This is a genomic window from Streptomyces sp. NPDC053542, from assembly GCF_044544685.1.
Lineage (GTDB): Bacteria > Actinomycetota > Actinomycetes > Streptomycetales > Streptomycetaceae > Streptomyces.
Genome location: NZ_JBITXL010000009.1, coordinates 197,609 through 217,125, shown reverse-complemented (window position 1 = coordinate 217,125; position 19,517 = coordinate 197,609). Strand labels below are relative to the sequence as shown.

General features: G+C 72.5%; 16 protein-coding genes. 8 read left to right on the top strand and 8 right to left on the bottom strand.

Annotation, left to right across the window (positions count from 1 at the left end; genetic code table 11):
• Window positions 1–12 precede the first annotated feature (12 nt).
• Genes ACIGXO_RS25425 through glyA form a run of 5 tightly spaced genes read right to left on the bottom strand, consistent with a single transcriptional unit; the run spans window position 13 to window position 6,347 of the window.
• Entirely contained in the window at window positions 13–642 is a 630-nt protein-coding gene (locus ACIGXO_RS25425; RefSeq protein ID WP_399791170.1) for a sarcosine oxidase subunit gamma, read from the bottom strand.
• Window positions 635–3,517, bottom strand: coding sequence for a sarcosine oxidase subunit alpha family protein (locus ACIGXO_RS25420; RefSeq protein WP_399791167.1), 2,883 nt, complete (start codon window positions 3,515–3,517; stop codon window positions 635–637). Before ACIGXO_RS25420 ends, ACIGXO_RS25425 begins: the two co-directional genes overlap by 8 nt.
• Window positions 3,514–3,807 carry a sarcosine oxidase subunit delta gene (locus ACIGXO_RS25415; protein WP_399791164.1) on the bottom strand — a complete coding sequence of 98 codons (294 nt, stop codon included), beginning with the start codon at window positions 3,805–3,807 and terminating at the stop codon, window positions 3,514–3,516. Before ACIGXO_RS25415 ends, ACIGXO_RS25420 begins: the two co-directional genes overlap by 4 nt.
• Before the next feature lie 12 nt (window positions 3,808–3,819).
• On the bottom strand, window positions 3,820–5,040 hold the full coding sequence (locus ACIGXO_RS25410; protein WP_399791161.1) for a sarcosine oxidase subunit beta family protein: 1,221 nt from the start codon (window positions 5,038–5,040) through the stop codon (window positions 3,820–3,822).
• Window positions 5,037–6,347 carry a serine hydroxymethyltransferase gene (glyA, locus tag ACIGXO_RS25405; protein ID WP_399791158.1) on the bottom strand — a complete coding sequence of 437 codons (1,311 nt, stop codon included), beginning with the start codon at window positions 6,345–6,347 and terminating at the stop codon, window positions 5,037–5,039. The genes ACIGXO_RS25410 and glyA overlap by 4 nt, the downstream gene beginning before the upstream one ends.
• 94 nt (window positions 6,348–6,441) lie before the next feature.
• On the opposite strand from glyA, the gene ACIGXO_RS25400 reads away from it, so the two are divergent.
• The 3 genes from ACIGXO_RS25400 (at window position 6,442) to ACIGXO_RS25390 (ending at window position 8,625) form a co-directional block, all read left to right on the top strand.
• Window positions 6,442–7,113: a GntR family transcriptional regulator gene (locus ACIGXO_RS25400; RefSeq protein ID WP_399791155.1), complete on the top strand. Its 672-nt coding sequence runs from the start codon at window positions 6,442–6,444 to the stop codon at window positions 7,111–7,113.
• Window positions 7,114–7,117: 4 nt separating this feature from the next.
• Window positions 7,118–7,939 carry an IclR family transcriptional regulator gene (locus ACIGXO_RS25395; RefSeq protein ID WP_399791152.1) on the top strand — a complete coding sequence of 274 codons (822 nt, stop codon included), beginning with the start codon at window positions 7,118–7,120 and terminating at the stop codon, window positions 7,937–7,939.
• Window positions 7,940–8,142: 203 nt separating this feature from the next.
• Window positions 8,143–8,625 (top strand): flavin reductase family protein, encoded by a 483-nt coding sequence (locus tag ACIGXO_RS25390; protein WP_399791149.1) that lies wholly within the window; start codon window positions 8,143–8,145, stop codon window positions 8,623–8,625.
• A gap of 73 nt (window positions 8,626–8,698) precedes the next feature.
• Here the strand turns inward: ACIGXO_RS25390 and ACIGXO_RS25385 are convergent, their stop codons facing one another.
• Window positions 8,699–10,813 (bottom strand): SpoIIE family protein phosphatase, encoded by a 2,115-nt coding sequence (locus ACIGXO_RS25385; protein WP_399791146.1) that lies wholly within the window; start codon window positions 10,811–10,813, stop codon window positions 8,699–8,701.
• Between the two features lie 166 nt (window positions 10,814–10,979).
• Between ACIGXO_RS25385 and ACIGXO_RS25380 the strand changes: the two genes are divergently transcribed.
• Entirely contained in the window at window positions 10,980–11,843 is an 864-nt protein-coding gene (locus tag ACIGXO_RS25380) for a serine/threonine protein kinase (RefSeq protein ID WP_399791143.1), read from the top strand.
• A 97-nt stretch (window positions 11,844–11,940) separates the two neighbouring features.
• Here ACIGXO_RS25380 and ACIGXO_RS25375 read toward each other — a convergent pair whose 3' ends face one another.
• A complete protein-coding gene (locus ACIGXO_RS25375) occupies window positions 11,941–12,285 on the bottom strand; it encodes an STAS domain-containing protein (protein ID WP_399791139.1) in 345 nt (114 codons plus the stop codon).
• Between the two features lie 735 nt (window positions 12,286–13,020).
• Here ACIGXO_RS25375 and ACIGXO_RS25370 point away from each other — a divergent pair.
• Complete coding sequence (locus ACIGXO_RS25370) at window positions 13,021–14,379, top strand: NAD(P)/FAD-dependent oxidoreductase (RefSeq protein WP_399791136.1); 1,359 nt, start codon at window positions 13,021–13,023, stop codon at window positions 14,377–14,379.
• Window positions 14,380–14,413: 34 nt separating this feature from the next.
• Here ACIGXO_RS25370 and ACIGXO_RS25365 read toward each other — a convergent pair whose 3' ends face one another.
• On the bottom strand, window positions 14,414–14,788 hold the full coding sequence (locus ACIGXO_RS25365; protein ID WP_399791133.1) for an ArsR/SmtB family transcription factor: 375 nt from the start codon (window positions 14,786–14,788) through the stop codon (window positions 14,414–14,416).
• Between the two features lie 170 nt (window positions 14,789–14,958).
• Between ACIGXO_RS25365 and ACIGXO_RS25360 the strand changes: the two genes are divergently transcribed.
• The 3 genes from ACIGXO_RS25360 (at window position 14,959) to ACIGXO_RS25350 (ending at window position 19,506) form a co-directional block, all read left to right on the top strand.
• On the top strand, window positions 14,959–16,929 hold the full coding sequence (locus ACIGXO_RS25360) for a heavy metal translocating P-type ATPase (protein ID WP_399791130.1): 1,971 nt from the start codon (window positions 14,959–14,961) through the stop codon (window positions 16,927–16,929).
• A gap of 129 nt (window positions 16,930–17,058) precedes the next feature.
• Window positions 17,059–18,951 carry an ABC transporter ATP-binding protein gene (locus ACIGXO_RS25355; protein ID WP_399791127.1) on the top strand — a complete coding sequence of 631 codons (1,893 nt, stop codon included), beginning with the start codon at window positions 17,059–17,061 and terminating at the stop codon, window positions 18,949–18,951.
• A gap of 63 nt (window positions 18,952–19,014) precedes the next feature.
• A complete protein-coding gene (locus tag ACIGXO_RS25350; RefSeq protein WP_399791124.1) occupies window positions 19,015–19,506 on the top strand; it encodes a nuclear transport factor 2 family protein in 492 nt (163 codons plus the stop codon).
• Window positions 19,507–19,517 lie beyond the last annotated feature (11 nt).

Below are 19,517 nucleotides of genomic sequence, written 5' to 3'. Positions count from 1 at the left end.
AGTGGTGTGCCGTCAGATCACCTCCGGCCGGGCGTACTCGTCCATCGCGTCGATCAGCCAGCGCGCCAGGTAGTCGGCGAAGGAGGAGCGCGGGAGCAGGCGGTAGGTGTCCTCGGCGGTCCGCCAGAGGATGACCGGGACCGGGCCGAGCTGGGTGCTGACGGCCTCTCCGGGGGTGAAGACCCGCGGGTGCAGGTCGAGCGGGCAGCCCTTCTCCAGGACGTCGCGGGCCGCGGGGCCGCGCAGTTCCAGGACCGTGCGGTTGGCCGACACATCGACGACCGAGCCGGATTCGCCGGCCAGCGCCTCGTGGAGTTCGGCGAAGAGCGGGGCCGTGCCGGGCGGCGCGACCACCAGCCACTCGTCCGGACCGAGCCAGAGCGTGGTGCGGGGCCCGGCCGGCGCGGTCTCCCCGCAGCGCGCGGGCAGCGCCGCGCCGAGGCACTTCTCGATCCGGGCTGCGGCGAACGAGTCCGGGTCGACGCGCAGGCTCAGCATCGTGGTGAACGGCCACTCGCTCACGGAGACCCCGCGCGGGCCGGTGACCGTGGCGTCGCGGAGCCGGTCGGCGAGGTGGGCGAGCGGGCTGCGGCGGAGCGCCGCGGGCCCTGTTGCGGTGTCGGTGACGGTCGGCTCAGCCATCGCGCTTGGTCCCTTCGGGGTCGTAGAGGACGGGTCCGGAGACCTCGACGGGTACGAGGTCGTCGCCGACGACGGCGAGGAGGGTGTCGCCGATCCGGTCACGTCCCGCCTTGACCATCGCCAGGCCGAACGGGCGGCCGAGCGCCGGGCTGTAGTAGGCGGAGGTGACGTGGCCGAGCATCGGCACGGGCCCGGCCTCCGGGGTGACGGGAACGCCCTGGTCGATGAGTTGGGTGCCTTCGGGGAGCCGCGTGCTGCGGTCGGTGGGGAGCACGCCCACCAGGTGCTTGCGGTCGGCCCGCATGGTGTCGGCCCGGGCGAAGGAGCGCTTGCCGACGAAGTCCTTCAGCTTGGAGACCACCCAGGCCATCCCGGCGTCCTGCGGGGTGACCGTGCCGTCGGTGTCCTGGCCGACGATGATGAAGCCCTTCTCGGCCCGCAGCACGTGCATGGTCTCGGTGCCGTACGGCGTGATGCCGTACGGGCGGCCCGCCTCGTACACGTCGTCCCAGACGGCCCGGCCGTACCAGGACGAGACGTTGATCTCGAAGGCCAGCTCGCCGGAGAAGGAGATCCGGCAGACCCGCGCGGGCACGCCGGAGGCGAGGGTGGTCTCGCGGAAGGTCATGAACGGGAAGGCGTCGTTGGAGACGTCCAGGTCGGGCGCCACCTGGGCGATGACGTCGCGGGACTTCGGGCCGACGACGGCGACGGTGGTCCACTGCTCGGTGACCGAGGTGCACTTCACGTCCAGCTCGGGCCACTCGGTCTGCAGCCACTCCTCCAGCCAGTCCAGGACGTTCGCGGCGCCGCCGGTCGTGGTGGTCATGAAGTAGCGGTCGTCGGCGACGCGCAGGGTCACACCGTCGTCGAAGATCATGCCGTCCGGCTTGCACATCACGCCGTAGCGCGCGAAGCCGGGCTTCAGCTTCTTGAAGCCGTTGGTGTAGATCCGGTTGAGGAACTCACCGGCGTCCGCGCCCCAGATCTCGATCTTGCCGAGGGTGGAGGCGTCCATGAAGGCGACGCCCTCGCGGGCCGCCCGGCACTCGCGTGCCACCGCGGTCTCCATGTCCTCACCGGACAGCGGGTAGTACCACGGCCGCTTCCACTGCCCGACGTCCTCGAACTCGGCGCCGTGCTCGACGTGCCAGTCGTGGATCGCCGTACGGCGTTCCGGGTCGAAGAGCTCGCCGCGCTCGCGCCCGGCGAGCGCCGCGAAGGAGACGGGGGTGTACGGAGCGCGGTAGGTCGTCGTCCCGATGTCCCCGGGCGAGGCGCCTTCCTTGAGCAGTTCGCCGATGACGCCGATGGCGTTGACGCCGGAGGTCTTGCCCTGGTCGTTGGCGGTGCCGAGCGAGGTGTACCGCTTGACGTGCTCGGCGCCGCGCATGCCCGCTCCGGTGGAGCGCTGGACATCGGCGACGGTGACGTCGCGCTGGAGGTCGACGAAGTGGGTGTCCCAGGCGCCGGGGTCCTCGCCCTCACCGGGGATGAGCCACAGCGGACGTACGGGCGCCGGGGTTTCCGGCGTGCGCGCGGCCGGGACCTCGGTCGCGCACCCGACGTCCGAGGCGGCCTGCGCCCCGGCCCTGGCCCCGTCCGCGACACAGCCGGCCAGGTCGTAGGTGCCGCACACCGCGCCGGCGAGCCACTGGCCGGGCACCGGCTCCACCGGTACGAAGCCCGCGAGCGCGTCGTCCCAGCGCAGCTTCCCCTGCCGCTGGCTGTGCAGGTGCACGACCGGGCTCCAGCCGCCGGAGACCGCGAGCAGATCGCAGTCGAAAGAGCGGGCGGGGCCGGTGAGTTGGCCGTCCTCGTCCAGGGCGCGCACGGTGACGCCGGTGAGCCGCGGGTCCCCCGCGGTGCCGGTCACCGTGCTGCCGGTCAGCACCTCCACCCCGGTGGCGGTGGCGAACTCCCCCGCGCGGTCGGAGAGTTCGGTGCGGGAGTCGACGACGGCCGCGACCTCGACGCCGGCCGCGCAGAGGTCGGCCGCCGTCTCGTAGGCGCTGTCGTTGGTGGTGGTGACGACGACGCGCGCGCCGGGCGCCACGGCGTACCGGTTGAGGTACGTCCGGACGGCGGAGGCGAGCATCACGCCGGGGCGGTCGTTGTCCGCGAAGACCAGCGGGCGCTCGTGGGCGCCGGTGGCCAGCACGACCCGGGCCGCCCGGATGTGCCACAGCCGCTGCCGTGAGACACCCTCGGGCGCGTCGGCGCCGAGGTGGTCGGTGCGGCGCTGCACGGCGAGGACGTAGTTGTCGTCGTAGGAGCCGAAGGCGGTCGTCCGGGAGAGGACGACGGTCTCGGGTGCCGCGTCGAGCGCGGCCCGAGTCTCCTGCACCCAGGCGAGCGCGTCCCGGCCGCCGACCGTCTCGCCGCGCCCGGAGAGCAGCGAGCCGCCGCATTCGGGCTGTTCGTCGAGGAGGATCACCCGGGCGCCGGTGGCCGAGGCGGTGGCGGCGGCCGCGAGCCCGGCCGGGCCCGCGCCGATGACCAGCACGTCGGTGTGCACGTACTTCTTGTCGTACACGGCGGGGTCGGGGGTCGGGTCCAGCCGGCCCAGACCGGAGAGCGTGGTGGCGGACAGCCCGTCGTACAGCTCCACGGTGGTGGCCGGGAGCATCCCCTCCTCGCAGGGGCCGGCGAGCTGGAGGAGCGCGTTGGGCTCCTCGACGCCGGCGGCGGTGATGCCGCGGGGGCGGCCGCGGTAGATCGACGGCGCGACCTCGATGGCGCCCGCCGCGAGCAGCGCGGAGGCGACGGTGTCGCCGGGGTGGCCGGTCAGTTCGCGGCCGTCCACGGTGAAGCGGAGCGGGGTGGTGCGGTCGATGCGGCCCCCGGACGGGAGCCTGCGGTGCTGGTCGGTCATCGGTTCCCTCCTTCGAGGACGTCGGGGCGCGGCTCGTTGAGCCGGTAGGTGGCCAGCACCTGGTAGGTGGCGGTGTCACGTACGGCGTTGAACCAGCGGCGGCAGCCGGTGGCGTGCATCCACCGCTCGGCGAACGGACCCTTGGGGTTGTCGCGGTAGAAGACGTACTCGGCCCACTGCCGGTCGTCGAGGCTGTGCGGGTCGCCGGGGTAGGGAACGTGGGCCTGTCCCCCGTAGTGGAATTCGGTCTCGTCGCGGGGACCGCACCATGGGCAGTCGATTCGGAGCACCGTGCCGTCCTCTCAGTGGGCCACGGCTGCGGCGCCGTGTTCGTCGATCAGGGCGCCCGTGACGAAGCGGTCCAGGGCGAAGGGGGCGTTGAGGGGGTGCGGGGAGCCGGTCGCGATGGTGTGCGCGAAGGTCCAGCCGGCCGCCGGGGTGGCCTTGAAACCGCCGGTCCCCCAGCCGCAGTTGACGTACATGTTCTCCACCGGCGTGGTGGAGATGATCGGCGAGGCGTCGGGAGTGACATCGACGATGCCGCCCCAGGTACGCAGCACATGGGCGCGCGCGAAGATCGGGAACAGCTCGACCGCCGCGGCCATCTGCTGCTCGATCACATGGAACGCGCCGCGCTGCCCGTAACCGTTGTACGAGTCGACGCCCGCGCCCATCACCAGCTCGCCCTTGTGCGCCTGCGAGACGTAGACGTGCACGTGGTTGGACATCACGACGGTCGGGTGGACCGGCTCGTGCAGTTCGGAGACGAGCGCCTGGAGCGGGTGCGACTGCACGGGCAGCCGGAAGCCGGCCTTCTCCGCGAGGACGCTGCTGTGCCCCGAGCTCGCGAGGCCGACCCGGCCCGCGTTGATGCGCCCGCGGGTCGTCTCCACACCGACGACCCGGTCGCCGTCCTTCACGAAGCCGGTGACCTCGCAGTGCTGGATGATGTCGACGCCCATCTCGTCGGCGCGGCGGGCCAGCGCCCAGGCGACGTGGTCGTGCTTGGCGATGCCCGCCCGGGGCTGGTAGGTGCCGCCGAGGACGGGGTAGCGGGTGTCGGACGAGACGTTGAGGATCGGGCAGACCTCGGCGACCTGCTGCGGGTCCAGCCACTCCGCGTCCACGCCGTTGAGCTTGTTGGCACCGACGCGGCGGACGCTCTCCCGTACGTCCTGGAGGGTGTGCGCGAGGTTGAGGACGCCGCGCTGGCTGAACAGGAAGTCGTAGTCCAGCTCTTCGGGCAGCCCCTCCCACAGCTTCAGGGCGTGCTCGTAGATCCCCGCGCTCTCGTCCCAGAGGTAGTTGGAGCGGATGATCGTGGTGTTGCGGGCCATGTTGCCACCCGCGAGCCAGCCCTTCTCCAGGACGGCGACGTTGGTGATGCCGTGGACCTTGGCGAGGTAGTAGGCGGTGGCCAGGCCGTGTCCGCCACCGCCGACGATCACGACGTCGTAGGAGGAGCGGGGCTCGGGATTGCGCCAGAGGTGATCGGGGTGCTCGGGCAGCGGCGTCGTGCTCATACGGTGGCTCCGTTCGCGCCCGCGGAGAGGGCCGGGTACAGGGGGAACTTGTCGGTGAGCGCGGTGACGCGGGCGCGCAGCTCGGCGGCGCGCTCCTCGCCGGGCTCTTCCTTCAGCGTCTGCGCGATGATGTCGGCGACCTCGCGGAACTCCTCGGCGCCGAAGCCGCGGGTGGCGAGCGCCGGAGTGCCGATGCGCAGGCCCGAGGAGACCATCGGAGGCCGGGGGTCGAAGGGGACGGCGTTGCGGTTGACGGTGATGCCGATGCGGTGCAGCCGGTCCTCGCCCTGCTGCCCGTCCAGGGTGGAGTTGCGCAGGTCGACGAGGACGAGGTGGACCTCCGTACCGCCGGTGAGGACGGAGACGCCGGTCTCGGCGACATCGTCGGCGAGCAGTCGCCCGGCGAGGATGCGCGCGCCCTCCAGGGTGCGCCGCTGCCGGTCCTTGAACTCCTCCGAGGCGGCGACCTTGAAGGCCACGGCCTTGGCGGCGATCACGTGCTCCAGCGGGCCACCCTGCTGACCGGGGAAAACGGCCGAGTTGATCTTCTTGGCGAGCTCCGCCTTGGAGAGGATCACGCCACCGCGCGGCCCGCCGAGCGTCTTGTGGGTGGTGGTGGTGACGACGTCGGCGTACGGCACGGGGCTGGGGTGCAGCCCGGTGGCGACCAGCCCGGCGAAGTGCGCCATGTCGACCATGAGGTACGCGCCGACCTCGTCCGCGATCCGGCGGAAGGCGGCGAAGTCGAGCTGACGCGGGTACGCCGACCAGCCCGCCACGATCATCTTCGGCCGGTGCTCACGGGCGAGTCGCGCGACCTCGTCCATGTCGATCCGCATGTCGTCCTTGCTGACGTGGTACGGAACGACGTTGTAGAGCTTGCCGGAGAAATTGATGCGCATGCCGTGGGTAAGGTGCCCACCGTGCGCGAGGTCCAGGCCGAGGATGGTGTCGCCCGGCTTGAGCAGCGCGAACATCGCGGCGGCGTTGGCCTGCGCCCCGGAGTGCGGCTGCACGTTGGCGGCCTCCGCGCCGAACAGCTCCTTGATCCGGTCGATCGCGATCTGCTCGACCACGTCGACGTGCTCGCAGCCGCCGTAGTAGCGGCGGCCGGGGTACCCCTCGGCGTACTTGTTGGTCAGGACCGAACCCTGTGCCTCCATGACGGCGGCCGGCGCGAAGTTCTCCGACGCGATCATTTCCAGGGTGGACTGCTGACGGTGGAGCTCGGCACCCACGGCGGCCGCGACCTCGGGGTCGAGCGCGCCGAGCGGTGACGTGAGGGCGATCGAAGCATTCGCTGCCATCTGCGCACTCCTAGAATCCAGCTGAAGAGCAACTGATATATCAGGCTGTGCGGTAACGTATGTGAGTCCGAAGAACAGGTCAAGAGGTGTCTTGATGAACGGTCCGAAGCCCAGGTCAGAGCAGCAGTCGGCGGAGCTTTCGTTCGCCGAGCAGGCGTACCGCGCCATCCGCGACCGCCTGATCATGCTGGACATCCGCCCCGGCGCGCCGATCAACGAGGACCAGCTCTCCCAGTCCCTCGGCTTCGGCCGCACCCCGGTACGCGAGGCGCTCAAGCGCCTGCAGTACGAGCGGCTGATCGCCACCTTCCCCCGCCGCGGCACCTTCGCCACCGAGGTCAACATCACCGACCTCGCGCACATCTCCGAGGTCCGCCGGCAGCTGGAGCCGATGGCCGCCGCGCAGGCGGCCCGCCGCGCCACCGCCGCGGACCGAGCGCGCCTGACCGACCTGCTGCGGGAGCTGGAGAGCGCGGGCGAGCAGGGCCGCAGCCCGGACGACCTGATGCGGCTCGACCTCGCGGTGCACCGCGCCATCTACGCCGCCACGCACAATCCGTACCTGGAAGACACCCTCGTCGCCTACGACAACCTCGCCACCCGCGTGTGGTGCCTCTTCGTCGACCGGCTGCCCGGCATGGCGGGCCACATCGGCGAACACGGCCCGCTGCTGCGCACCATCACGGCAGCCGACCCGGACAAGGCCGCCGAGCTGGCCCGCAGCCACGTCGAGGGCTTCGAGCAGGCGATTCGCGAGGCGATCTGACCAGATGGCTGACCACCGGACGGACCACAACACCGAAGCCGCCGGCGAGAGCCGCGGCATCTCCGTCCTGCACAACGGCATTTCCGTCCTGCGCACCTTCAGCGCCGCGGAACCGCTGCTGGGCGTCACGGACATAGCCAGCCGCGTCGGCCTCCACAAGAGCACGGTCTCCCGGCTCCTGGCCACGCTGGAGCAGGAAGGGCTGGTCGAACGGGACCCGGAGACCCGGCGGTTCCGGCTGGGCCTGGGGGTCATCGCCATGGCGGGCCCGCTGCTGGCCGACCTCGACGTGCGCCGGATCGCCCACCCCGTACTGCAGGAGCTGGCCCGGCGCACCGGCGAGACCTCGGCGCTGATGCTCTGGAACGGATGCGAGTCGCTCTCCGTCGAGCAGGTGCCCAGCCTGCACGAGGTCAAGCACACCACCCCGCTGGGCACGCGGTACCGCACCGCGCACAGCGCCTCGGTACAGGTCTTCCTCAGCCGGCTGACCGGCGAGCGGGCCCGCACGCTGCTCACCAATGGCACGCTCGTCCCGCCGGGCCGGGACGACGAGACGGCCCTGCACATGTATCTCGGGCGTCTCCGCGAGGCCCGGGAGCGCGGCTACGCCGTCAACTACGGCGAGACCAGCCTTCAGGAAGTGGGCGTCGCCGCGCCGGTCTTCGACCACCGGGGCGACATCGCGGCCGCCCTGCTGGCCTCGGCGCCGCGCTTCCGCGTCTCGCCCGACCAGCTGCCGGTGCTCGGTGACGCCGTGCGCGCCGCCGCCGACCAGGTCACCGAGCGGCTCGGCGGCCACCGCCCGGCGGGCGACGGCGGCTGACCGGCCGGCCCGGCCGACCGGCGCGGCGATCCGGTCCGTGAGGCTCTCCCCCGGGTTTCCCTGAGACGGTGCGGATTTGGGACCGTGTACGGGAGGGACCGGGGGAACCACTGATGACGACAACAGCACGGCGCAGAGCGACGGCCCAGCCGAGAGCGGCGGTACCGCCGGGAGCCGCGGCGCGGCCCCCTTCACCGGAGGACATGCGGCGGGCTCTGGGGGCGTTCGCGACCGGGGTGACGGTGGTGACCGCGGTGGACGGCGGCGAACCGGTCGGCTTCACCTGCCAGTCCTTCGCCTCGGTGTCCCTGACTCCCCCGCTGGTGCTGTTCTGCGCCGACCACCGGGGCCGCAGCTGGCCCCGCATCCGGGCCGCCGGCCGCTTCACGGCCAATGTGCTCGCCGAGGACCAGACGGAGCTGTGCGCGCGCTTCGGCTCGCGCGCCGGCCGGAAGTACGAAGGGCTCGGCTGGGACCTGTCCCCCTGGGGGACGCCGTCGCTGCGCGGGGTCCTCGCGCGGGTGCACGCCGAGATCACCGCGGTACACACCGCCGGCGACCACGATGTGGCGATCGGGCGGGTCCTCGCGGTGGAGACCGGCCGCGAGACCCGCCCGCTGCTCTTCTTCCGGGCCCGGTTCGTCAAGACCGCGGCCACCGCTCCGGCGCGGCCGCTGCCCTCGTAGAGACCGCCGGGCTCCTGAAGAACGCCGGGCTCCTGGAGAACGCCGGGCCGTCGTAAAGCACGCCGAGCCCCGTTCACATCACCGTCGCCGAGCCCTCCGCTTCCTGTCCCTCCGGCCCCGGCATCCGGGCGGCGATCACGGCGATGTCGTCGTTGCTGGTGGTGGACGGCCCCTCGACCAGAGCGCGGCAGAATTCGTCCAGCGGCTCGGCGGCGAGCCGCGCGGCGTCCCGGCGCAGCCGTTCCAGACCCTGGTCGATGTCCTCGTCGGCACGTTCCACGAGGCCGTCGGTGTACAGCAGGACGGTGCAGCCGGGCGGCAGCGGTTCGGTGGTGCTGGCCCGCTCCTTGTCCTGGGCCAGCCCGCCGAGCATGATGTCCTGCGCCGCGTCCAGGAACCTCGCCTCGCCGTCGGCGGTCACCAGCAGCGGCGGCGGGTGCCCCGCGACGCTGAAGTGCAGCTGCCGCGGCCCGCCGTTCTCGCCCTCGATGCGCGCGTACACACAGGTCGCGGTGCCCTCCTCGGTGTCGAGGATCTGGGTGCTCACGTCCAGCCGGCGCAGGATGTCGCCGGGCGGCTCCTGCCGGTCGACGACCAGACCGCGCAGCATGTTGCGCATCTTGCTCATCGTGACGGCGGCGGTCAGGTCGTGGCCCGCGACATCGCCGATGATCAGCGTGGTGGCGCCGTCGGGCAGTACGAACGAGTCGTACCAGTCGCCGCCGACCTCGTCGGCCATGCTGCTGGGCGTGTACCGGGCGACGATCTCCAGGCCGTCGACCGTGGGCGGATCGGTGAGCAGGCTCCGCTGCAGCGCGAGGGCGACGCGCTGGGTGTGCCGGAGCTCCAGGGCGTGGCTGAAGACCGGCAGGGACTGGTCAAGTACCGCCCGGATGAGGCCGAGTTCGTCGCGGCTGAACGGTTCCCGGTCGCGGCAGGCGTAGACGGTGAACACCGCGTGCACGCTCCCCGCGACGGTGACGGGGAACATCACGACGTCGTGCACGCCCGCCTCCGCCGCCCAGACGTCGACGCCGGGCGGCACCTTCGCGGGCGGTACGGGGCCGGGGTCGAGGGTGCGGTGGACCGGGCGGCGTTCGCGGATCGCCTGTTCGAAGGCCGATCCGGGAATCACCCGTTCGGGGCGCAGCGGGGCCATGGCCCCCGGCAGGCCGTCCCGGATGGTCGCGGAGATGCGGTGGATGACCCGCTCCTCCAGCTCGGTGCCCGGCTCGCCCTCGGGGAAGAGGTACACACCGCAGGCGTCGGCCAGCTCCGGCACGATCACCCGTCCCACCGCCGCGAAGGCGTGGTCGGCGCGGGCCGACTCGGTCACCGCGGCGGAGGCCCGCACCAGCAGTTCCTTGCGGCGCTCCGCCAGCCACTGGTCCTCGATGTCGGCGCAGGCGCCGATCCACTCCACGACCCGGCCCGCCTCCCGGACGGGGACCGCGCGCAGCTCGCAGTGGCGGTGGCAGCCGTCCTTGTGGCGCAGCCGGTAGCGGTGGTGGAACAGGTCCGGCACTTCCCGGACCGCGCGCCGCCACGCCTCGGTGAGCGCGGCGCGGTCGTCGGGGTGCGCGGAGTCCAGCCAGCCGTCGCCCCGCAACTGGTCCCACGACATGCCCGTGACCTGCTCCCAGCCGGGGCTGCGCTCGACGAGCCGGCCATTCGGGTCGGTGACCCACACCTTCTGCGCCCCGGCCGCGACCAGGCTCTGGTACCGGTGGAGCACGCGCAGCCGCTTCTCCGAGAGCAGCCGGGCCCGCTCCTTCGCGGTGACCTCGCCGGTGACCTCCATGGCCACCAGCAGCACGCCCGCCACCTCCGGCTCCCCCGCCCGGCCCTCGGCCACGGCCCGGGAGAAGCTGATGCTGAACCAGCGGTCCCGTACCTCGCCCCGCGCGTCCTCGATCCGTACCGGCCGGTCGGGGCCGATCTGCACCGGCTCGCCCGTCCGGTACACCTGGTCCAGCAGCGCGAAGCGCTCCCGCTGCTCCAGTTCGGACAGCGCCTCCCGGGCCGGCACGCCGAGCGGGCGGTTCCCGAAGAGCCGCCGGTAGACGGCGTTGGTGTACGCCAGGACGTGGTCGGGCCCGTGGAAGACGGCCACGGCCACCGGCGCCGGGTCGAACACGTCCAGCGCCGGGATGCCGGGTCCCTCACGGTCTGGCTGCTCGGTCACCATCACGCCCACTTCCACGTCGCGTATGCATCATTTCTACTCAATGCCGACGGATTCCGTCGGTCAGAACGGGTGAACGGGTGGGCCGCCGCATGCGGGCCGGCTGGAAATAGCCGGCCGCGCCCACGGCGGCCCCGGCCCTCCCGGGACCGCTGGCAGGATGCTGGGCATGACCGACCATCCGCTGCTCGGAACGTATGAGGTGGCCGCCGTCGAGCCGTATCTCGCCCGGGTGGGCGAGGTGTTCGCGGCCGGGCCCGTGCATGACTCGGGGTGCCGCATGTACGGCGTGCGGCTCCCCGACGGGGAACGCTGGTGCGTGAAGGAAGCGCTGACGGACGCGGCGCAGCGGTCGCTGGACCGCGGCTGGGTGTTCCACCGCGCGGTACGGCATCCGGTGATCGTGCCGCAGGTGCACCGGTGGCAGGTGGGTGAGCGGACCGCCGCCGTACTGCCCTGGCGGGACGGCGAGCCGCTGTACCACCGCGCTCCGCCCCGCGCCCCCGGAGAGCCCCGCGGCGCCGCGCTGGCCCGCTTCCGGGCGCTGCCCGTGGAGCGGGTGCTGGCGGCGCTGGACCTGATCCTGGACGCGCATCTGGCGGTCGAGCAGGCCGGGCACGTCGCGGTGGACTTCTACGACGGGTCGGTGCTGTACGACTTCGCGACGCACACCCCGCATCTGATCGATCTCGACGAGTACCGCCGTGGCCCGTTCGTCCTGCAGGAGGACCGGCTGCCGGGGTCGCGGCGGTTCATGGCGCCCGAGGAGTGGGTGCGCGGGGCGGTCATCGACGTCCGTACGACGGTCTACACGCTCGGGCGGACGGCGCGGCTGCTGATGGACGCGGGCGACGAGGAGCGGGCGTGGCGCGGCACGCCGCGGCAGCGCGCGGTGATAGCGCGGGCCACCTGCGCCGATCCGCCGCACCGTTTCCCGAGCGTGCGGCAGTTCGTCGGGGAGTGGCGGGCGGCCAGCCGCGAAGTGTCCGCCGATCCGCACGGACCCCTTGGCCACGGCGAGTTGATGCATTAATCTACCGGGCAGAAATGGTGCATTAATGCATCGAGGAGGGTGCGCGCACCACCAGGCAGACAGCCACGAAAGGCAGCCGGCCGTGCGGAGCGACCGATCAGGCGATGGCGTCGTCCGACGTCGGGCTCAGCGGGTCCAGCGCGGAGAGCAGATCGGGGTGGATCTCGAAGGAGTCGAGGAGTCCGGTCAGGCGCAGCAGCCGGACGACACTGGGACTGCCGTCGTCCGTGACGAGCCGCAGCCGGCCGTCGCGCGACAGGATGCGCAGCCGCGCCCGGCACAGCAACGACAGGCCGCCGCAGTCCATGAAGGTCACCCGGCGCAGGTCCACGACAAGGTCGGGGCGTCCGGTACTGGTCAGTACGTCTATGCGGTCGGCCAGATTGATCCTGGCAAGGATGTCCAGCTCCCCGCTCAGCTCCATGACCGTGGTGGCACCCACGGCCCTTTCCCGGCCCCCGAAGGACCGCCTTTCTTCGGCCATCCCCGTCCCCACTTCACTGTTCGGCCGAGACGCGCGATAGCGCCGTACACCGGCGATGGAGTCTTGCGGAGGTGGGGGACACCCGCGGAATGGGTCGCTCAACGACCACCGTCGGCGTTCGGAAATCCGCGCCGTGCCGGCCGTCGGCAGGGTCCGGGTCATCGGCCGGTCCGTTACGTGTGAATACGGTGTACCCGGCCCTGGTGGCCCGAGTCAACAACTTGGTTGTACCGGAAAGTTGTTGACTCCCGTCCGCCACTCTTCGCCACCCCTCGCGCTCCGCCCCCTCGGCCGCGTGCACAGGAGGAAGACCCGCTGTTCCGCGCACTGCCCTGATATGCGGGGAGCGTCCGCGCACACGGGTATGCGCCGACGCCCCCGCCATCCCCCGTACGGCGCTCCCCGGCGCCGCGCGCACCATCCTGCCGCCCCGGCGGACCCCGGGGAAAGACACTCCCGATAGGTCTTCCGTGCGCATTGATGCGGCGGTGCTTATCAATGAGCCACGCGGCGTAAAAGAAACGGTGCATGGGACCGCCACGGGCGGGGCACCCGGCGCACCTGGGAACGCCGGTACTCACCCGGTCGCGCGACCCCGGCCGCGGCCCGATGGCGGGCCGCGGGGGTGCGTGCCAGCGTTGCCAGGGGTGGCGTCGCCACCGGGCCCCTGCTGCCGATATTGCGAGGACCGTGATGGAACGACCCAGAGTGCTGATCGTGGGCGGCGGCTTCGCCGGCGTCGAGTGCGCCCGTGTCCTGGAGCACGGCCTGGAGGCCCGCGAGGCCGAGATCACGCTGGTCTCCCCCACCAACTACCAGCTTTATCTGCCACTTCTGCCGCACCTGGCGGCCGGTGTGGTCACCCCCCAGTCCATCGCCCCCTCCCTGCGCCGCATCCTGCACCGGACCCGGCTCGTACCGGGCGGCGTGGTCGGCGTGGACACCGCCGCCAAGGTCTGCGTGGTCCGCCAGATCACCGGCGACACCGTCAACCTCCCGTACGACCACCTCGTCCTCACCCCCGGCTCCGTGACCCGGACCTTCGACATCCCGGGCCTGACCGAGCACGCGCGGGGCATGAAGACGCTGGCCGAGGCGGCGTACATCCGTGACCACGTCATCGCCCAGCTCGACATCGCCGCGTGCTGCGCCGACCCGGCCGAGAAGGCCGCGCGGCTGCAGTTCGTCGTGGTCGGCGGCGGTTACGCGGGCACCGAGACGGCGGCGTACCTGCAGCGGCTGACCAGCGCGGCGGCGGAGCGCTACGCGGGGCGCATCGAGCCCGACGAGATCAAGTGGCATCTGATCGACATCGCGCCGAAGCTGATGCCGGAGCTGGGCGAACGGCTCGGCACCAAGGCGATGGAGCTGGTGCGCGACCGCGGCATCGAGGTGTCGCTCGGGGTGTCCGTCAAGTCGGTCACCGAGGACACCGTGACCTTCACCGACGGCCGGGTACTGCCCTGTCACACGCTCATCTGGACCGCCGGCGTCGCCGCGAGCCCGCTCATCGGCACGCTCGGCGCGGAGACCGTGAAGGGCCGGCTGGTGGTGCACACGGACCTGTCGGTGCCGCGGATGCAGGGCGTGTGGGCCTGCGGCGACGCCGCCGCCGTGCCGGACATCACCAAGGAGGGCAGCCCGGTCTGCCCGCCCACCGCGCAGCACGCGCAACGCCAGGGCAAGCACGCCGCGAAGAACATCATCGCCTCACTGCGCGGCAAGCTGACCACCCCGTACAAGCACAAGGACCTCGGGCTGGTCGTCGACCTCGGAGGCGCCGACGCGGTGTCCCGGCCGCTGGGCAAGGAGCTGGTCGGCCTGCCCGCGCAGGTGGTGGCGCGCGGCTATCACCTGATGGCGCTGCGGACCGGCACCGCGCGGTTCCGTACTGTCGCGAACTGGCTGCTCAACGCCACGGCGGGCGACGATTTCGTACGGACCGGGTTCCAGTCGGGCCGGGAGGCGACGCTGCGCGACTTCGAGCGCACGGACGCCTACCTCTCGGCGGAGGCCCTACAGGCGAAGACCGGCGGGCACCGGAACAGCTGACGGCTCGAACGGAACGGCGCGGCCGGGCGGGTCCTCAGACCTGCTCGGCCGCGTCGTCGACCGGCAGGTCGCGGGCGCCCAGGCGGAGGTGCTCGATGTGGTAGACGGCCTCGTCCAGGAGCTGCGCGACGTGGTTGTCGTAGAGGCTGTAGACGATGCGGCGGCCCCGGCGGGCGCCGGTGACCAGGCCCAGCGCGCGCAGCAGCCGCAGCTGGTGGGAGACGGCCGACTGCTCCATGCCCACCGCTTCGGCCAGCTCCCCCACCGGGCAGGCGCCTTGGCGGAGCCGGGTGAGGATCATCAGGCGTGACGGCGTGGCCAGCGCCTGCAGCGTGGCGGCGATGGTCGCGGCGGACTCCGCGTCCAGATGCTCGGCCGGCGTGACCCGGGCGTCGACTCCATGTCCCATGCGCCCATCGTATCGACCAGCACACTTGAAGACCTCTTCATGTATTCGGCTATGGTGGCGGTGACACGTACGCATGAAGAGGTCTTCATGCGTACGTGGGTATGCGTCCCCGTCCGCACTGTCGTCCGCCGGTCCCGCCGCGCGGATCCGCTCTCCGAGGTGTCCTCCCCATGGCTTCCACGCTGGCCGACGAGCCCACGGCCGCCGCCACCGCGCCGGCGCCACCGGCCCCCGCGGCGCTCCCCCGCCGCACCAGGCTCTTCGCGCTGCCCGAGGTCCGCTGGGCCGCGCTCGCCCTGCTCGCCTTCCTGATGGCCTTCCCGCTCGACCTCATGGGCGCGCCCGCCTGGGCATGGGGCCCGCTGTACGCGGTCTGTTATGCGGCCGGCGGCTGGGAGCCGGGCTGGGCGGGCCTGACGGCACTGCGCGAACGCACCCTTGATGTCGACTTGTTGATGGTGGTGGCAGCGATCGGCGCCGCCGCCATCGGCCAGTACCTCGACGGCGGCCTGCTCATCGTGATCTTCGCGGTCTCCGGCGCGCTGGAGGCCCTGGCCACCCGGCGCACCGAGGACTCCGTACGCGGCCTGCTCGACCTCGCGCCGTCCACCGCCGTACGGCTGACCGCCGACGGCGAGGAGACGGTCGCCGCCACCGCGCTGGCCGTCGGCGACACCGTCCTGGTCCGCCCCGGCGAGCGGCTGCCCGCCGACGGCACCGTGCTCGACGGCGCGAGCGAGGTGGACCAGGCGTCCATCACCGGCGAGCCGCTGCCCGCCGAGAAGCGCACCGGCGACACGGTGTTCGCCGGCACCCTCAACGGCACCGGCGCCCTGCGCGTACGGGTCGAGGCGGACGCCTCCGAGTCGGTCATCGCCCGCATCGTGACGATGGTCGAGGAGGCCAGCAGCACCAAGGCGCCGACCCAGCTGTTCATCGAGAAGATCGAGCAGCGGTACTCGGTCGGCGTCGTGGTGGCCACCCTCGCGCTCTTCGCGGTCCCGCTGGCCTTCGGCGCGGACCTCACCGCGACGCTGCTGCGCGCCATGACCTTCATGATCGTGGCCTCCCCGTGCGCCGTCGTCCTGGCCACCATGCCGCCGCTGCTCTCCGCCATCGCCAACGCCGGACGCCACGGCGTCCTGGTGAAGTCGGCAGTGGCGATGGAGCGGCTGGGCGCGGTCACCCGGGTCGCGATGGACAAGACCGGCACCCTCACCGAGGGCACCCCGCGGGTCGCCGCCGTACAGGCGCTGCCCGGCTTCGGCGAGGACGAGGCGCTGGCGGCGGCCGCGGCGGCCGAGCTGCCCAGCGAGCACCCGCTCGCCCGCGCCGTGGTCACCGCGGCCCGCGAGCGCGGCCTGCACCTGGCGGACGCCGCGGACTTCTCCTCCGTACCGGGCCGGGGCGTGCGCGCCGAGGTCGGCGGGCGCACGGTCCGGGTGGGCAGCCCGGCGGCCCTGCTGTCCGACGACGGGGGCACGGCGGCCGCCCGTAAGGCGGTTTCCGCGTACGAGGACGAGGGCCGCACCGCCGTCGTCGTACTGATCGACGACGCGCCCGCCGCCGTGCTCGCGCTCGCCGACCGGCTGCGGGCCGGCGCGCCCGGGGCCGTGGCCCGGCTGCGCGCGCTGGCCGGCGCCGAGCCGGCCCTGCTGACCGGCGACAACGCCCGTACCGCGGCACGCACCGCCGACGAGTCGGGGATGACGGACGTACGGGCCGGGCTGCTGCCCGAGGACAAGGTGGCCGCCGTGCACGCCTGGCAGCAGGAGGGCGAGCGGGTACTGGTCGTGGGCGACGGGGTCAACGACGCGCCCGCGCTGGCCGCCGCCGACAGCGGCGTGGCGATGGGCCGGGCCGGCTCGGACCTGGCGCTGGAGACGGCCGACGCGGTGGTCGTGCGGGACGAGATCGGCGCCGTGCCCACCGTCGTGGCGCTCTCCCGGCGCGCCCGGAAGCTGGTGACCCAGAACCTCGTCATCGCGTCGGTGTGCATCGGCGGCCTGGTGATCTGGGACCTGGCGGGCCATCTGCCGCTGCCGCTGGGCGTACTGGGGCACGAGGGCTCGACCGTACTGGTGGGGCTGAACGGACTGCGGCTGCTGCGGACCGCGGCGTGGCGCCGCGCGGCGGTCTGAGCGCCTGCCCCCACTCCCTCCGGCGGAGGAAGCAATTGACCTCAACATTGGTTGAGGTCATAGCTTCTTCATGTGTCGCCGGTCGGTCCCGGCCCGCGACGACCATTCGTTGCTTCCCGGAGGACCGCGATGGACATGGAAGTCACCGCCTGGCATTCGCTGCACAGCACGATCACCGCGCAACAGGACAAGCGTCCTTTCTCGCGCGGGACCGTGCGCCGCATCGCGGCCTTCGCCCGCCCGCACCGCCGCCACATCGCGGCGTTCCTGCTGCTCAGCACCGTCACGGCGATGCTCGCCGTGGCCACTCCGCTGCTCGCGGGCCGCGTCGTGGACGCGATCGTGCACCGCTCCTCCACGGACCTGGTGCTCGGCCTGTCCGGGCTGATCGCCGCCATCGCGGTCGCCGAGGCGGGCCTCGGACTGGTCACCCGCTGGCTGTCCGCGACCATCGGTGAGGGCCTGATCCTGGACCTGCGCACGACCGTGTACGACCACGTCCAGCGGATGCCCGTCGCGTTCTTCACCCGTACCCGCACCGGCGCCCTGGTCAGCCGGCTCAACAACGACGTCATCGGCGCGCAGCGGGCGTTCAGCGACACGCTCTCCCAGGTCGTCGGCAACATCGTCACGCTGATCCTGACGCTGGTCGTGATGCTGGGCCTGTCCTGGCAGATCACCCTGATCGCCCTCGTACTGCTGCCGGCGTTCGTGCTGCCGGCGCGGCGCGTCGGGCGGCGCCTCGCGCAGCTGCGCCGGGAGGCCGCCACGCACAACGCCACGATGGGCACGCAGATGACCGAGCGGTTCTCGGCGCCCGGCGCGACCCTGGTCAAGCTCTTCGGGCGGCCCGAGCAGGAGTCCGCCGAATTCGCCGCCCGGGCGCGCCGGGTGCGCGACATCGGCGTCCGCACCGCCATGGTGCAGACGTTCTTCGTCACCGCGCTCACGCTCGTCTCCGCGCTCGCGCTGGCCGTCGTCTACGGGCTCGGCGGCTTCCTCGCCCTGCGCGGCAGCCTGGAGCCCGGCGCGATCGTCTCCCTCGCCCTGCTGCTGACCCGGCTGTACGCGCCGCTGACCGCGCTGTCCGGCGCCCACGTCGAGGTCATGAGCGCCCTGGTGAGCTTCGAGCGGGTCTTCGAGGTGCTGGATCTCAAGCCGCTCATCAGCGAGAAGCCGGACGCCCGCAAGGTGCCCGAAGGCCCGCTGGCCGTGGAGTTCGACGGCGTACGCTTCGGCTACCCGGCCGCCGACAAGGTCTCCCTCGCCTCCCTCGAAGAGGTCGCGACGCTGGACACGAGGGGCGGCGACGAGGTCCTGCACGACGTGTCCTTCCGCGCCGAGCCGGGCCAGATGATCGCCCTGGTCGGCTCCTCCGGAGCGGGCAAGTCCACGATCGCGCAGCTGCTGCCGCGGCTGTACGACGCGGACGAGGGCGCCGTGCGCATCGGGGGCGTGGACGTGCGCGACCTGTCCGCCGCCTCGCTGCGCGACACCCTCGGCATGGTCACCCAGGACGGCCACCTCTTCCACGACTCGCTCCGCGCGAACCTGCTGCTCGCCCGGCCCGAGGCCACCGAGGAGGAGCTGTGGGACGTACTGCGCCGGGCCCGCCTGGACGGCCTGATCGCCTCGCTGCCGGACGGCCTGGACACGGTCGTCGGCGAGCGCGGGTACCGGCTCTCCGGCGGTGAGCGGCAGCGGCTGACCATCGCCCGGCTGCTGCTGGCCCGCCCCCGGGTGGTCATCCTCGACGAGGCCACCGCGCACCTGGACAACACCTCCGAGGCGGCGGTGCAGGAGGCGCTGACCGAGGCGCTGGCGGGCCGTACTTCCCTGGTGATCGCCCACCGGCTGTCCACCGTACGGGCCGCCGACGTCATCCTCGTGGTCGAGGACGGCCGGATCGTGGAGCGCGGCAGCCACGAGGAGCTGCTCGCGGCGGGCGGGCGCTACGAGGAGCTGTACCGCACGCAGTTCGCCGAGTCCCCGGCCCCGGAGCAGCCGGTGACGGTCAACTGATCCGCGGTCAACCGGCCGGTCCCGCCCCTTGGCGGCGACCGGCCGATGCCGAACACTCGGAGGGTGACTCAGCGCGCCGAACACTCGACCGTCATGGACCGCCTCGCGATCGACGACCTCATCACCGGATACGCCCACGCCGTCGACGACGGCGACTGGGACGCGTACCGGGACCTGTTCACCAAGGACGGCCGGGCGGACTACCGCTCGGCCGGCGGCATCGAGGGCGGCTGCGAGGAGATCGCCGGCTGGCTCGCGGAGATGATGCGCCACTTCCCCGTCCGCCAGCACCTGATCGTCAACCGCCGGATCTCCCTGGCCACCCGGGACGGCGCCCCCGGCGACACCGCCGCCGTACGCGCCGACTACCTCAACCCGATGCGGCTCGCGGACCCGGCCGGCGCCGTCCCCGCCGACCACGGCGCGGTGGCCCCGAACTACACCTGCGGCGGCCGCTACGCCTTCACCGTCCACCGCACCCCGGAGGGCTGGCGGCTGGCGGAGGTCGTCGTCCACGAGAAGTGGCGCCAGGTGCTCCCGGCCGGGAAGGGGTGACGGGGGCCTCC